The organism is Vibrio sp. 378 (genome assembly GCF_033339435.1).
Genome location: NZ_JAWOUO010000007.1, coordinates 216,314 through 233,631 on the forward strand (window position 1 = coordinate 216,314; position 17,318 = coordinate 233,631).

Genomic DNA, 17,318 nt, shown 5'->3' on the forward strand with positions numbered 1-17,318 from the left:
TATGTCTATCTTTCTCTGAGCGAATTCTCTTTCGCACGTAATATAGGTTTTAACCAATAATTCAGTACTGTTTTTTCTCCTGTAAGAATGTCTACCACAACCTGCATTCCCGGGATGATCGTAAACTTATCATCAACCTTGAAAGTAACGTTGGCACGGTAGTAGGCATTGCCCTCTTCATTTTGAAGTGCATCGGCGCTTACGTAGGTCACTTCTCCTTCTAGGCCTCCGTAAATGACAAAGTCATAGGCAGACAACTTTACCGTTGCCGGCAGGCCAGGCCTTATGAAGGCGATATTCTGAGGAGAAATTCTCGCTTCAACGATTAACGTGCTATTACGAGGGACTATTTCTAAAATAGGCTCACCCGGCTTAACCACACCTCCGATGGTTCTGACAAAAACATCTTTGATGGTTCCATCGACCGGAGAAAGTAACTGCGTTCGATTCAACTGATCCGCAATCGCCTGACGACTTTCATTGAGCTGCGCTAGTTGCGTCACAACTTCATTGAGCTGCCCTTGTGCCTCTGCCCTAAAAGCAAGCGCAGTACCACGATAATCTGCGATGGATTCAGAATACACAGCCCTTTGCTTTTGGGCAGCAGCTTGTGAACTCGCGATGTCTCCTTTGAGCTTTATAACGTCTCTATTCAGTTTTAATAATTCCACTTCAGCCACCGCGCCACTAGAAACCACCTCTCTCAACATATCTCGCTCTTTCGAGACAATAACCAGACTGCTTTTTAGTGTTTGAATGGTATTCAAGGTATCTAGATAAGCTTGCGATTGTTGCTCAATTCGCAATTTAGCCTCCTCCAGCTCAGACTCCAGTTGGCTCAACCGCTCAAGATAGTTTGCTTTGGCATTCAGATAGGCAGAGTGGCCGGTCATCGAAATATCAAATGGCTGAGGCTCGATACTCACTTGTTGTTTCCAATCCAGTTGGAGGCTATTCACTTTTACCGTTTCTAATTCAATTTGAAGCCTCTGCTTTCTGGCGAGCAAAGATTCAACTTGTTCAGAGGTCTCCGAATAGGTCGACTTAAACCTTGTATCATCCAGAATGGCGATGGTTTGCCCCTTAGTGACGCTTTCACCAGGCATGACAAGTAACTCCTTTAGAATGCCGCCCTCTAAGCTCTGAATCGTCTGAACAGACAAAGTAGGAACAACTTTTCCTTCGCCGACAACCACTTCGTCTAACCTCGCCCACGAGGCCCAAATAATCACACTCAGCACTAACGCGGCAGACAACCAAATCAACGTTCTCGAACGGTTTGCTAAATGAGCATTACTCCAACGAACTGTGCTCATCATTGACCTCCTTCGCGTACAATTGATACTGCGCGTACTCTGTTCGTCTTCGCGTTAGACTGTTGTTTAGCAAAAATTTCTTGGGGCGCTCCTTCCCTCAAAATTGCGCCTTTATCAAGCACAACAATTCGATCACAAAGCGATAATAAGGAATGTTTATGAGAGCTAATAATCATCGTCGTCGAGTGCGGCAACGATTTGAGAGCATTAAACAATGCATTCTCAGCAGGCTGGTCTAAGGAGCTGGTTGGCTCGTCTAAAATTAATGCTGCAGGGTTTCGATAAAAAGCTCTTGAAATCGCTACAGCTTGCCTTTGCCCCCCCGACAAATAACGCCCTCCTTCTCCGACTTGCGTTTCTAGACCATGAGGAAGGCGACTCATGTACTGGTTCAAACCCGATAATTCTATCGCACGGCGTAATCGTTCTTGATCAATAACATGATGTCCTAATACTATGTTTTCCATAATGCTGCCGTATATAAGATGCGAATCTTGGCCAACCCAACCCGTTTTCTCTCTTATCAATTCGGCGGGCCAAAGCTGACTGTCAATGTCATCAAAATAAACGCTACCCTGTAAGGTACTGAGTTGATTGGTAATAATAGAAAGGAGTGTAGACTTTCCTGCTCCTGCACTACCAATAACGCCAACGCGTTCGCCTTGCTTGATAGTAAGATTAATATCTCTCAAACATGGCATATCAACATCTGGGTATTGGAAGCTCACGTTTTCTAAACGTATATTCCCTGTAAATTCGGCAGACGTAATGACCTGACTGCGTTGCACCTCCTGAGGTAAAGACATGATAGAATTTAAGCCTTCAACCGCTGTTTTTGTCTGTTGATAGCGAAGTAACAGCATAGCTAACTGGTTAATCGCCCCTGCAGCACGACCGCTAAGCATGACAATAGCAATGAGCCCCCCCATGCTGAGCAATCCCTCAGAAATTCTGTACACGCCTGTTACAAGTAACATTACGGTAATTATCTGCTGGTTAGATTGAATGGAGTAAGCAACGATATTCGAATAGTTTCGCGATTGATTTTGCCAATCAGAAAGCATGGATACCGTTTGCTCCCAACGCTTTTGTGCTTCTCCCGTAGCGTTATTTTGCTTAATCTCTTTTAAAGAGGACAATGAATCAAACAAGTGAGCTTGTCGCTTCATGGATAGTGCAGCACTTTCCGTATGTGATTGTTCTATTTTTGCTTTTACCGCAAAGCCAAGGATCAGCAGGGTAAACATGACGGCAATAGGTATGAACATCATTGCTCCACCTAGCCAACCTATTAAGACTAAAAATAACAACGTAAATGGGAGATCAACTAAGGTCACAAGAGATGCAGAAGTAAAAAAATCGCGAACACTATCAAAATCTTGTAGTTGTCGAGCGAATGCACCGACTGATGCAGGACGGTGTTCAAGTTTCATCCCCATAACTTTAGAAAAAAGTATCGAAGAAAGCTTGTTATCGATGTACTTACCCGCGGTATCAGTGACAACTCCCCTTGCTTTACGCAATAGCCAATCAAAAATAATGATGACGGAGACACCAGCGACCAAAACCCATAATGTACTGAAAGCTTGATTAGGCACTACACGATCGTAAACGTTCATAGTGAAAAGCGGAATAACTAGCGCTAGCGTATTGATAAGGAAAGAGGCAATCAAAAGATCTCGATACCACGGAGACATTTCTTTCACTACGGCGAAAAGCCAATGTTCATTATAATCCGCTTGAATAGAACTTATCCGTTTGTCCAGCTCTGGACGCATAGAAACTTGCCATGCTTGAGGCTGGAATTGATTATGCAGTTCCTCGCTCGTGACGTATTGCGTTTCACCTTGATCTTCACTAAATAACGTGACTTGATAATCGCTGTTATGTCGCTCAGATATAATAGCGGGTTGTAACGTCTTCCTATTGATTACCACCAATGGAAAGCTCAACATTGCGGTGGATTTTAAATCGATTAATGTGAGTTCAAGATCGGCTCGCTCAGCGGCTCTGATGAATAAGTCACTATCCAATCTACCCTCAACAAGAGGTAATCCAGAAAGCACCTTTTTTGTATGGTGTCTAACCTCAAAATAACGCATCAACCAAGTTAACGATTGCCCCCAAGGATCGTTAGTCAGCTCACTTGATGAGGATGAGTGATGCTTCATGACATACCACCTACTAGCAAGTTGTTGTCATCAATCATCTTCTGTAAGACATTTTCTTCGGCTACGCCAGTCGAGTCACCTTTGTAAAGCTGATCGAGAGTGACGCCCTGCATAAGAATCTGTTGTTTTGTCCCCGCCTCTTCTGGTTTTATGTGAAGCGTTACGCCATCATCATTCTCTGTTAAATCGAGCTTATTATCGACTTCTGTTATCGAGGTAGCGGTGATTATCGAGGCGATGTCAATTGTGTCATTATCATCACCAATAACGGATATTTGGAAATCGTTGATCACATCGTACGAGGGCTTTAACTCGTTACCGAGCCCTGAACTATCAAACTGGAATACATCGCTGCCACTTCCTCCAATAAGCAAATCATTAGCATCTGTCGCAAGTAATGTTTGGTCACCCTCTTCCACTAAGGCAACATTGACTACCTGAGCAGCACCTTCTGCGACAGTAGCACCCAGTGTTGCAATCGGTTTTATCGACAACGTAAAATCACTTGCACCGCTAAACCCACCAACGATGGAAAGATCAGCGACATCCTCTTGAGCAACAGTGTAAATGCCGTTCAATCTTTCACCATGACTCAACTCTAGATCTGTTGGTAATCCGCGAATCTCCACACTTCCAAACTCTTCTGGTGCAGGGTTGACTAAATTCATGCTCAACCCTAAAGGAATACTCCCAGACGCTTCAGACACAATAGACTGATAATCGGCCGTTAGTGTTGGCTCATCAGCTTCAGGGGTAACAACAATGGTTAGATCGGTGCTTTGCACATCTCCAAAATCGGTTTCGAGTGTCCCTGACACTATCGCTTGATCAAACGTTCTAACATTGAGAGCAACATCCATCGTTCCAAATGCATCCTTCGGAACGAACTCCAAACCTGACACTTCATTTGCTCGCACTAATACCGTCGCCACGGCATTGCCCGCGTCATCGAAGGTAAAGGATGAGAATTGAGTTCCAATACGAATCCTACCTAAGCCTTCCAATGCAGAGGGTTCAGAGCTTGCTTTGATCAACATCGACACTTCTATATATTCGTTGCTCTTTGTTTCAAAACCGCTCGCTAAAAAGTCAATCGAAATGGAATCACCTTCATCTCCAGTGAACGTGTTAGAGGTTGTATTCAACGATACATCGTCGCCAATCGGTTTTACGCCGACGTTGAACTGAGAAGTGGTATAGTTATAGTCGTTTGATCCAGACTCTTGGGTAATAGCTTGCAGTGTTAGTGAAATATCCCCACTAAAATCTAGTGGCGGTAGAAAGTAAACCTTATCAAGTTGTGCTTGAGTTAGCTGCCACTCCTTGCTCTCACCATCCGTTGAACCGTTATCAGGGAGTAATTCGAACGTCCCATTATTGTCCCAAACCAACACGGCTCCGTCTGGCACTCCTGTCATGACCAAAGACATCGACTCAGAACCATCTTGATCGATTAATGATGCAGATAAGTTTCCTAAATAAATATAATTATCTTCATTACCAACTACGTCTTCTGTTTCCAGAACCGCTTTATCAACCACTGGGGCAATGGTAACGGTAACTTCTGTTGATTTAGTTTGAGTATCTTTCGCACTGTCAGTACTTAAACAACTTCCCGTGACTTCATCAGTAATGTTTGCGTCAACGGAAATAACAAGCTCTCCACTGTAGTTTTCAGGTGGGATTAACTGAATTTCGTTTAGACGCGTAACATCTGTCACTACCCATGTTCCATCACCGTTGTCAATGAGTAGGCTCGGGTCCACGGCAGTAAACCGCGCATTCTCGTCAGACACCGATAAAGAAACCCAATTGACACTTTCAAGGCCAGTCGCTGCGTCACCTTCTCCAGTAATGGACTGCATTGGTCCTTCACTATCGCCCAATACAAGAGCAAGATTCAGGTTGGTTATAGTATCTTCTTGAACCGTAACTTGGCTTGGTGCTATCGCGATATCATCGACAACAGGAGAGATTTGTACCGTAATGGTCTGAGCGGTTGTTTTCGAGTCACCATCGCATGGGGCCGTTTCTGTCACTTCTAAATTGAAAGTAATGCAACCAGCAAAGTCCTCATCCACGCCAGTAAGCGTCAAGGAAGACAATCCAGCGCTAGAAATTGAATAACCCAACAGATTGCCCGCATTATCATAAGCAGGTATCACACCTTCGCCAGTAAGCTCGACTCCTTCAGGTAAAGAATCTGCGGCGACAAAGAAGGAAACTAAGTTACCATCACTACTCGCTACATCAGGGTTTAAAAACGCCCCAATTGAGACATCTTCACCTTCTTTACCTACAATATCCCCACTTTGAACGCTTCCTGGTTCACCAGGATCAGCACACTGGTCTCCATCTCCTTCATGGCCAGTAATTTGAATTTGGAACTGACCTGTGATGTATTGAGCATCCGTTCCATCTCGAACATACGCTAACACATTCACATCAAGTATCTCTGTATTAGATGGGCTATAAATCGATGCGCTAGCAAGCAAATCTTGAGCGGTTTCCAACACGCTATCACTTGTGATTCCTTCCATTGGAATCAGCCAGTTCCCATCGGCATCTTGAGAAGCACCATTCGGATGAGTAACAATGAGGTCTTGACCCTGCGGTATCTGTAAAACGATGTAATCGAGATACTCTGAACCATCAATATCCGCTTCTGTAAATGTAATGCCTCCACTCACGTCAACAGCAGACCCATCCGTACTTGTGAATACTTCAGTCGCGCCTTCTAAACGTGTTTTGTCAATATCTTCATTACCAATATCCACTTTTCCAGAAACCACGACGCTCAAAGAGCCATTGATTGCCTTTACATCAGTCTCCATCGTAGGAGACGTGTCTGTCACTTCGTACTGAACTTCCAGGCTAAACGTCCCACTTAGGTCTTCATTAGCTTTTACAGTGATTCGTCCACTGTTTAACAACTCAGATAATGTTGCCGAGCTACCATCGAGTAGTTCATTGAGTTCTAACGGTAAATTACTTTCCTCTACTGCATTACCATCAAAGTAAAGTGTTAAGCCATCTGGAATGGATACAATGGTGTATCCTGTCAAGGACTCACTAGAATCTATATCTTGATTAACGACAGGCTCAAGATTTAGTGTGATGAAATTGTCCTCAATACCATTGCTTTGTAATTCTTGACCGTCAGTTTGATCAACAATAGGTGATATTTCCATTTCCACTTTAAGAGGGGTTTCAGCAGAATCACCATCCGGCTCTGTTGAAACGACGATAACATCCATGCTCAGTGTTCCACTAAAATCTTGCTCTGTTTTGAGGTAAGTGTTTTCAAGAACAGCGTTCGAGACCTGATAAACTGGCCCCGTTATTGGGTCCACGTAAGCAATTGGAAGAACAATAGGGTCACCATTTACATCTGTCAGTTGTGTTCCCAAAGGGATGTTCTGAAGCAAGATGTTAATTTCTTCTGATAGATCGTCGTCTGATGTCTGGATGATAAAATCCAGTTGTATCAGGTTATCTTCGTCTAACGTAGAGAGATTACTAATTACTTTAGTCGCTTGATCATATTGCCAATTCCCCTGTCCACCATCTAGGACAATTGGTTCATCGACCACGCCTTTTAGCTTAATATCAATGGTTGCAAATTGGCTCTCGGCGGTTTCATTAAGAGGTGCTAAGCCATCAATAGTCGACTCTGTTGAAATGGCGGTTACTTGAAGGGATAGAGATTCAGTAAATGAGCTGATATCCGATTTTGGTTGAAGTAACGCCTCCGAATTGGCTAGAGCATTGGAGGTCACTAGGTAGGTATTAATACCGATAAGCGTAATCCCAGCTCCGACAGGCAATGTCCAACCATCTTGAACTTCTATGCGATAAGACAGAGACTCCGAGCCATCTGTGTCAGTGAGCCGCCCTAAGATGTACTCTTTTAAGTCAATCGCTTGGTCTTCAAGCCCCTGAATGTTTTTAACGGTCAGCGTAGGCACATCGGCATCTGGAGATATATCGATAACAACTTGCTCAGTGATCTCCGCTGTTTTATCTTGCTCATCGGCAAACACACTACCCGATTCAGTCGTTACTGCCGTTACATCAAAAGTAAATCTTCCGGCTAAGTTTTCGTTAGATGTGATTTCAATTTGATCTAACTCGGATTGGCTATACGCTTTCCCTTCCTCAATAGCACTTCCGTTAAGTGTTAATATAAGTCCATCTGGAATATTCGAAATTTGGTAGTGGAGCGTTTCAGAACCGTCTTGGTCAAACTTTTCAGCAACAATATTGAGTGAAAGTGATTCAGCGGAATCTTCAACACTTTGATAAGAAAAGTCCGAATCATTAGACCACTCTGGCAAATCTGCAACCGGTAAAACGTTAACATTTAACGTGTTATTGCCTTGTAATACAAAACCATCTGGTTCGACATCAGATACGATTAATGCAGACACTGCTAACGAAACTTTGATAGTGTTGCCCGACAGGTTTAGTGCTGGTTGATAAGTGAGATCACCATTTGGAACAGTGAATATACCCACCCCCATTAGCTCTGTACCAGAAAGACTAATAAATCCGTCATTATCATCATCTTCAAGGCGCGCTCCGTCTAAAAACAGAGCCCCTCCTTGTAGAGATTCAACAGAGATCCTTATCGCTTCAACACGCTCATTATTCTCCGTATCCCCAGGAGAAACTCTAATCGGTAACGCGACTGGCGTAGGGTCTCCACTATTATTCGCGCCATTATCTTCTAACGTATCTACATTAACGGTTCGAATAAAGCCCCTAGCATCATCAAGAATTAATTGAGCTTCACTGCTTGCTTGGTCACCGTCTGCATCCGTCACAGTTATCGTTAGATCATCAAGCAAACCACCTACAGGCGTATTAACAATAAGCTCGGTAGTTAGCGTAAATGTCCCATCTTGAGCAATAGTCAGCGTTCCATATTTTAAGTTACCATCACTACTATTGATTAAATCGATGGTCCAAGCATCATTGCTAAATACCGAACTCGCCGTATCGTATGTTTCACCTGCATAGGTCAAACTTGAAATCAACGTGCCATCTGAACTGATTAAGTCGGCATTATTGCTAAACCAGTTTCCCGAAAACTCATCCCCCTCGGTAAGTTCAATTTCTATTGGTGAGCTTGTGTCTTCAGGGATATCATCTACTACACTAACGGTATATGTCTCAGCTTCAGACTGGTCGCCATCCTTATCAACGGCATAAATTGAAAAACTGAGTTCTAATGTGTTCTCGTCCGCTGGAACACCGTCAGGTTCATCATGTTCAAGTGCACGGTATAGATCAAACTCGACAGTCCCATCGGTATTAAATCTAATTCTAAAGACGTCTTGCTCGCTTTCATCTCTTGCATATAACCAACCATTCGAGTCCGGTGAATCAAGCGAAACCAGGCTACCACTACTTGTTTTATAGCCGAGCGCATTGAACATATCGATATTCACGCTCACACTGGCGATAGAGTCTGAACCTTGTAATAGCGTAATGGATGGTGACGAGCCCTCGATGCCAGAATCAAGCGAATCATCATTCAACCCGCTTTCATTGACTGTGATTCCCTCTGTAATTACTAGTTCCGGAAACAAGCCATCATAGACCAGTATGTTGGACTCCGTAGAGATCTCGCTTCCATCAGAATCTCTCGCCACGATGGGCATAGAGATCGACAATTGCGTCCCATCACCTAAAACATGGTCAAGCGAGTGATAAAGCTCTACAGTTACATTAACGGTAGACGTATCATTTGATGGCAAAGAGAAGTCACTAGGTAACGTGACCCTAAATACAACGTCTCCAGTGTCTGAAATTGCGTCAAAGCTTCCATCATTGTTATCGTACCAAGTGACAGCCTCTCCGTTATAAGTAACAGCATCACCAAGCGTAGTTTTGACAGCATCTCCATCATTTATGTCAACACCCAGATACACAATCGGATCGAATGATGACGTAACTATCACATCCGTATTCGCTATGGCTGAAACCCCATCAGGAGCAATGTTTGTATCGACAGGTGTTTCGGTTAACTCGACATTGCCGCTATTGATTAGCGCTTGTCCATTGTCGTTATCTATCACATTAATGTCTAAAACGACCGACGTGTTATCTTGGTCTGAGTCCATTGCAGTAACAACGAGAGGTACGTTTGGATCAGTATTTTCTTGTTGGTCGAGAGCCTGAAAAAGCTCAAAGGAGTAGGTAATGTCGCTATTTGCATCAATAGGTAATGAAGCATTGAGGGTAGCTTGAAAGATGGGAATCTGAGTTTGCCCATCTTCGTCAAGAATATAACCATCAAGTGTTTTGCCATCCGCAGAGACTTGATAAAGCACAACTTGTTCACCACTCGTCAACAAGGGTTGTTCAGAGACGATGAACGACAAAGATTCGAGGTAATCACTGCCAACCTCAACTTGAAAATTCCCTGAGCTCAACACACTTCCATTTGCGAGATCAGATTCTTTTACTTCTACCCCATTCAAATTATTTAAAGTTGGGTCTGCGCCATCCTTTAGAACATAGTCAATTTCATTCTCTACAAGCGGTGTGGCATCTAAATCTACGCCACCAATGGTCAACGGGAAAGTGACCGTATCACTGCTATTGAATTGATCGATAGGGTGCTCAAGAGTAAGCGAAATTGAAGCTAATACATCGTTACCCGATTCAACGCCACTCAATGTTAACGTAAATACAGTGACACCATTGGCAAATGCTGTAATTTGCTTTCCACTGGAGCTTAACGTGTAGCTAAGCTCATTATCAGAGACTGAGCTTGTAAGCCCTAATGCTTCTAACTTAGTAATAGATGACCCACCGAAATACAAACTACTCGGATCCGGATTGTCAGATCCCGCGACAATATTAACAGTTCCTTCAAAGTTCAATATCGGGCCATCCAAAGGGACTTCTGTTACGTCTATAGTCGCATTGCCTACGTAACCTGCTTGTCCATCAGTAATGTCAATGGTCGCGTTAGCCAAGCCATAGTCTTGGGAGTCATCTGCAGCTAAATAGCTGAAAGAAACACTTTGCTCGACCGAATGATCTAGGTTTCGACCTGCATCAAACTGCCAAGAGCCATCAGAAAATACGGTTAATTCGCCTTTTTCTAAACTAAAACTTACGGATCCCCCCTCTAGAATTGACTTCTGCTCCCCGCCAGCCTCTACAAATTTCACATAAAGTGTTCCATCAAGATCAATATCATTTTCAAGTAGATTGCCCGTAATTGTTTGATCTTCTACGACTGAGTATGTGTCATCTCTAATCACCGGATCAGAGTCATAAATAGTAATCGTTAACGGTGCCACAACCGTCTCTTGTGTACCGTCAGCATCACTTTGAATGCTTTCAACCAATACGTTAGTCACCAGCTCATCTTGACCTACACCATGATCAATCGCTTCATAAAAAGTAATTTGAACCGTACCATCATCATTGACCTCTGCTGAGAAAACTAATCGGTCGTCGGTCGATGTTCCTTGTAAGCTCAACCCATCTTCTGCAACAACAACATTAATAGATTGACCGACCGATGTAAGCGCGCTCAAGCTTGGTTGTTCTGTATGCAGTGCTGGCACACCATTTTCTATGTTGATGGCTGCCGAGCTGCTTTGCTCACCAAAAAATCCAACGATGTTTTCAGAAAATACCGTTGAACCGGGTAGCACTATTGTCGGCATGGTATCGACCGCGCGGTTGCCGGCGGTATCCAACACTTCTGCTTCAATGGTCCACGTGTTGTTTAGATTGAGAGTGTTTACGTCAATTCCGGTTACTGTCCACGAACCTGATGCATCAACAAGGCCAGTAAAATTCAGCGTGCTGTCTCCGTCACTTACCCGAATCGTCACTGCCAGACCTTGCTCTACACCACTGGTTATCCCTCTTATTTCCGTGACTATACCCTCGCGGAAATCATCAATGGCAAGACCACCGCTAATATAAAAATCCGTATCGATATCAATGGTGGGAGCAGTGGCATCTATGGTCGTAGCCTCATCCATCGCTTTCGCTTGGTTGCCCGCCACATCATTCACGGAGGCAGATACGGTTAACGCCCCATCGGCTAACGTGGATAAGTTCGCCCCTTCGACTTGCCACATACCATCAACGACAACGGCATTGAACGAGAGCATCGCCCCCAAGCTGTCTTGAACCGTGACAGAAACCGTCTGACCATTTTCAACATCACTGACTTGCCCTGACAAAGTGACAGATTGGCGCTCTTCAATGTTTAAATAGCCGTCTCCGCCATCGTCAACGTCCACCGTCACACTTGCAAGCGTATCTTTGATGATGGTGTTTTCACTGGTTGTAGGGTTGCCCGCTATATCTATACTCTCAGCAACAACTGTCAGTATACCTTCAGACAATCCAGAAAGGTCAACGTCGTCCAGAGACCAACTTCCACCAGTCACCACCGTTTCTAAGTTTATGACCGCTCCTAACGAGTCGGTTACCGTAACTTGGATACGCTGGCCATCTTCAATGTTTTCAATCGTCCCTTCAAGGCGAGTAGTCGCGATTTCGTACTGATTTAAATACTCATCCCCTCCACCATCAAAATTGACGTTCACCGTTGCAAGCGTATCTTTAATGGTCGTATCGACGGCGTTCAGGTTATTGCCATAAATGTCAGAAACCACAGAAGTCACCGTAAGCGGCCCTTCAGCAAGAGAAGACAGATCAACACCTGATAGGGTATAAGCCTCATTCTCTACGGTCGTTGTAACAGTAATGGAATTATTGAGGCTGTCGGTAATGGTGATAGTAACAAGCCACTCATCGCTTATCTTGAGTGCGTCACCTTGAATCGTGACACTAGGAACTTCAAACTGGTTTTCGTATCCATCACCGCCATCAAGAATATCCACCGTTAAAGAGGCATCATCGTTCAAACCTTCAATTGCCTCTAAGGTAATATCCAATGTTACGGAGGTGGTGTCACCGTCTGAATCTGTTGCATTAACTAACAATGGTATATCCAGGATTTGATCTTTTGACAGATCGAAAGAGCGATATAATTCAAAGGAATACTCTATTTCACTACTCGACTCTAAAGGTAATGTGGATAATAGTTTCGATTGAAAAATATTTACTTCCAACCCACCTTCTAAGATATAGCCAGTAATTGTCGTACCGTCATCAGACAGACGGTAAAGCAACTCACTTTCACTACTCACTAATGTGGGCTGGTTTAATTCGCTAAATCGAAGAGAGTCAACATAATCACTCCCGATATCGAGTTGAAGGCTCCCAGTCTTAAAGATTGCCCCACTTTCTAGATTAATCTCCTCCATTGCAACAACAGTCAAGTTGCTCAACGTAGGATCAACACCATCTTTCAACACGAAATCAATTTCATTCTCTACAAGCGGTGTGGAGTCTAGATCTGTCCCTCCAATGGTCAACGGGAAAGTGACCGTATCACTACTATTGAATTGATCGATAGGATGATCAAGAGTAAGCGAAATTGAAGCTAGTACATCGTTACCCGACTCAATGCCACTCAATGTTAACGTAAATACAGTGACACCATTGGCAAATGCTGTGATTTGCTTCCTACTGGAACTTAACGTGTAGCTAAGCTCATTATCAGAGACTGAGCTTGTAAGCCCTAATGCCTCTAACTTAGTAATGGATGCCCCACCAAAATACAAACTAGTCGGATCAGGGTTATCAGAGCCAGCAATCACATTAACACTGCCTTCGGTGGTTAATAATGCCGCTCCCAGAGGTACTTCTGCTGCGTTTATAGTAGCGCTGCCTACATAACCCGCTTGGCCATCTATAATGTCGATAGTTGCGGTTGCTACACCGTAATCTTTTGAATCATCGGCTGCGAGATAATCAAAAACGAGACTTTGCTCGACCGTGTGATCTAAGTTGCGACTGGCATTCAACTGCCAAGAGCCATCTGAAAATACGGTTAATTCACCCTTCTCTAGACTAAAACTTACTGAGCCACCATCAGGGACAGACTGGATCTCTCCTCCGGCTCTGACATATCGAATGTACAAGTCACCATCAATATCAATGTCATTCTCCAGTACATTGCCAGAAATGACTTGGCCTTCGGTTACACTATATGACTCATTTGCGATCGCTGGATCGGCATCAAGGATGGCGATTTCTAGGGGGGCCACAACCGTTTCTTGTGTACCATCAGCATCACTTTGAATGCTTTCAACCAATACGTTAGTCACCAGCTCATCTTGACCTACACCATGATCAATCGCTTCATAAAAAGTAATTTGAACCGTACCATCATCATTGACCTCTGCTGAGAAAACTAATCGGTCGTCGGTCGATGTTCCTTGTAAGCTCAACCCATCTTCTGCAACAACAACATTAATAGATTGACCGACCGATGTAAGCGCGCTCAAGCTTGGTTGTTCTGTATGCAGTGCTGGCACACCATTTTCTATGTTGATGGCTGCCGAGCTGCTTTGCTCACCAAAAAATCCAACGATGTTTTCAGAAAATACCGTTGAACCGGGTAGCACTATTGTCGGCATGGTATCGACCGCGCGGTTGCCGGCGGTATCCAACACTTCTGCTTCAATGGTCCACGTGTTGTTTAGATTGAGAGTGTTTACGTCAATTCCGGTTACTGTCCACGAACCTGATGCATCAACAAGGCCAGTAAAATTCAGCGTGCTGTCTCCGTCACTTACCCGAATCGTCACTGCCAGACCTTGCTCTACACCACTGGTTATCCCTCTTATTTCCGTGACTATACCCTCGCGGAAATCATCAATGGCAAGACCACCGCTAATATAAAAATCCGTATCGATATCAATGGTGGGAGCAGTGGCATCTATGGTCGTAGCCTCATCCATCGCTTTCGCTTGGTTGCCCGCCACATCATTCACGGAGGCAGATACGGTTAACGCCCCATCGGCTAACGTGGATAAGTTCGCCCCTTCGACTTGCCACATACCATCAACGACAACGGCATTGAACGAGAGCATCGCCCCCAAGCTGTCTTGAACCGTGACAGAAACCGTCTGACCATTTTCAACATCACTGACTTGCCCTGACAAAGTGACAGATTGGCGCTCTTCAATGTTTAAATAGCCGTCTCCGCCATCGTCAACGTCCACCGTCACACTTGCAAGCGTATCTTTGATGATGGTGTTTTCACTGGTTGTAGGGTTGCCCGCTATATCTATACTCTCAGCAACAACTGTCAGTATACCTTCAGACAATCCAGAAAGGTCAACGTCGTCCAGAGACCAACTTCCACCAGTCACCACCGTTTCTAAGTTTATGACCGCTCCTAACGAGTCGGTTACCGTAACTTGGATACGCTGGCCATCTTCAATGTTTTCAATCGTCCCTTCAAGGCGAGTAGTCGCGATTTCGTACTGATTTAAATACTCATCCCCTCCACCATCAAAATTGACGTTCACCGTTGCAAGCGTATCTTTAATGGTCGTATCGACGGCGTTCAGGTTATTGCCATAAATGTCAGAAACCACAGAAGTCACCGTAAGCGGCCCTTCAGCAAGAGAAGACAGATCAACACCTGATAGGGTATAAGCCTCATTCTCTACGGTCGTTGTAACAGTAATGGAATTATTGAGGCTGTCGGTAATGGTGATAGTAACAAGCCACTCATCGCTTATCTTGAGTGCGTCACCTTGAATCGTGACACTAGGAACTTCAAACTGGTTTTCGTATCCATCGCCGCCATCAAGAATATCCACCGTTAATATAGCATCGGGATTCAACCGCTCAGGAGCCTGAGTCTCAGAAGTTGGGTTCTCTCTTTCTTGCACTGCTGGCCTAGTAACATAGCCATTAGAAACGAGTTGCTCAGGTAAAACAGCGCGAATATAGGCAACAAAACTTAACCCACCAGAAGACTCACTAAAATCTCGAACGCTCTGATTAAAAGTGGATTCAATACCGTTTTGAGATGCAATTAAAAGATCATTCGAACTCGATTCATCCTCACTTGTTGTATCTTCATTAAATGCAATATCGAGAATGTCAGTATTAAGAACAACCACCTCTACTTCTGGAACTAATTGTTCGTTGGGCAACATTTGGATCCAAGAACCGTCACTTAAAACCGCCCAAAGAACATTACCGATTTGAATGTAGAGTATTGGCTGCATAATTCGCCCCATATGAAACAACGAACTTTAAGTATGGTCGACGAATATGACTGTTCAAATGAAACTAGAAAAAACATGGCCCTAAATGGCTCTAATGAGATATTGAACCAAAAACATACCTCATGCATGCGAGAAAGAGCCATTGGGGTAAACTACTTCTGGCGTAACCCATCCACTGGAAATTGATTGAAATTCCCCTTGCTACAATCGGGCTTATATCCAAATGGAGCAGGGAAAGGAATCGTATCGCAGCTTGTTGCAACGGAAGATTCAAACTTTACTCTCTTTCCTATCATGATAGGAAATAACCATGTGGCATTATTTCTTAAATCAAACTCCTCTTTAGGGCCATCAATCAAATTGTATATTTCAGGGATCTGTAATGGGCGCCCTTTCTCCGGCATGATATCTTGATCAATAAAGTGCATCTTGTAATTTTCCCACTTATAAGCATAGGTTTCAGAGCCATTGTTAATGATAAAACCATCTCGATTAGACTTTTCACTATCTCCCTTTAAAAAGGCCCACTGATCAATACTATCTATTGTTCTATCGCTTGGTAATTTGTATCCACCGACATGAGAAAGTGAGGCAAATAGATCCACAACATGGATAATTTCATCACTCACTCTGCCCGGTTTGATGTGGTTAGGCCAAGAGGCAATAAATGGTGTTCGGAGAGAGCCTTCAAGAGCCGTAAAGTATGCACCACGCCATGGCCCGCTAGAGCCTTGGTATGGCATATGCCACTCTGGACCGTTGTCAGAAAACCAAATCACTAGTGTATTGTCTTTAATTCCTGCTTTTTCTATTGCACCAATAACTTGCCCAGCTCGAAAATCTATCTCAGCTAACACATCTGAGTAATTTCCTTTGCCTGTTTTACCAATAAAATCAGGATGAGGTAGCGTCGGTAAATGTGGTTGAGTAAAAGTAATTACAGAGAAAAATGGCTTATTCTCTTTCACATTTCGATTTATAAAATTTGTGGCATGTTCAACTAGCTCACTGTCAATCGTTCTACGTGAGTCCAAATTATATTCTTTGACCCCTTTAGGGTCCTGCCCTGCTCTAGCTGAAAGGATTTGAGGTTTAGGTAATATAGCTTTATAATCGGGTTGAGAGCTATATTCTGACTCATCCGTCGTATTTGCAATGCCATACCATTCATCAAAGCCTTGATCCGTTGGAAAGCGCCCTTTTTGGTCTCCCAAATGCCATTTCCCGTAAAGGCTCGTGTTATATCCTTGTTCCTTAAACTTCTCTGCAATGGTTATCTCCCAGTTCACCATACCGTAAGGCACTCCCCAAACAACCTTATCTGTCCCAGATCTAAGCGCTCGCCTCCCCGTCATGAATGAGGAGCGAGTTGGCGTGCATTGCGGTTCCACATTAAAATTAGTAAGGCGTACACCTTCTCTAGCAAGTTGATCTAAGTTTTTAGTTTCAACACCTCTGGTACTCCCATAGGAACTTAGTTCCCCCCACCCAAGGTTATCAACCAACATTACCACGACATTTGGTGTCTCTTCCGCAACCACTTCTAACGGGATACATAGAAACAGGATAGTTGCTAGTTTATTTTTCATAGTGTCGCCTTTCATTGAAATTCAATCCTGTAAGTGCGTCTTATCACACTTAAAACACACTAAAGTCTAGTCCATGTTAGTTAACATTTTTTAAAAACAGGGGTT

Annotated in this window: 4 protein-coding genes; all 4 read right to left on the minus strand. The window is 43.8% G+C overall.

Translation table 11 applies throughout. From position 1 onward, the window contains the following. Positions 1 to 5: 5 nt before the first annotated feature. The gene (locus R7Q48_RS15005; RefSeq protein WP_021033865.1) at positions 6 to 1,319 is read right to left on the minus strand and encodes an HlyD family type I secretion periplasmic adaptor subunit; all 1,314 of its coding nucleotides are present in this window, start codon (positions 1,317 to 1,319) and stop codon (positions 6 to 8) included. Beyond that, positions 1,316 to 3,487, minus strand: a complete 2,172-nt coding sequence (locus tag R7Q48_RS15010; protein ID WP_318132349.1) for a type I secretion system permease/ATPase — start codon at positions 3,485 to 3,487, stop codon at positions 1,316 to 1,318. Before R7Q48_RS15010 ends, R7Q48_RS15005 begins: the two co-directional genes overlap by 4 nt. Then, a complete protein-coding gene (locus tag R7Q48_RS15015; RefSeq protein ID WP_318132350.1) occupies positions 3,484 to 15,624 on the minus strand; it encodes an Ig-like domain-containing protein in 12,141 nt (4,046 codons plus the stop codon). Before R7Q48_RS15015 ends, R7Q48_RS15010 begins: the two co-directional genes overlap by 4 nt. A gap of 152 nt (positions 15,625 to 15,776) precedes the next feature. After that, on the minus strand, positions 15,777 to 17,213 hold the full coding sequence (locus tag R7Q48_RS15020; RefSeq protein ID WP_318132351.1) for an arylsulfatase: 1,437 nt from the start codon (positions 17,211 to 17,213) through the stop codon (positions 15,777 to 15,779). Positions 17,214 to 17,318 lie beyond the last annotated feature (105 nt).

Bases quoted from the DNA above. Each gene is read 5' to 3' on its own strand.
- R7Q48_RS15010 (WP_318132349.1), bottom strand. From the start codon at position 3,487: ATGAAGCATCACTCATCCTCATCAAGTGAGCTGACTAACGATCCTTGG.
- R7Q48_RS15020 (WP_318132351.1), bottom strand. From the start codon at position 17,213: ATGAAAAATAAACTAGCAACTATCCTGTTTCTATGTATCCCGTTAGAA.
- R7Q48_RS15015 (WP_318132350.1), bottom strand. From the start codon at position 15,624: ATGCAGCCAATACTCTACATTCAAATCGGTAATGTTCTTTGGGCGGTT.
- R7Q48_RS15005 (WP_021033865.1), bottom strand. From the start codon at position 1,319: ATGATGAGCACAGTTCGTTGGAGTAATGCTCATTTAGCAAACCGTTCG.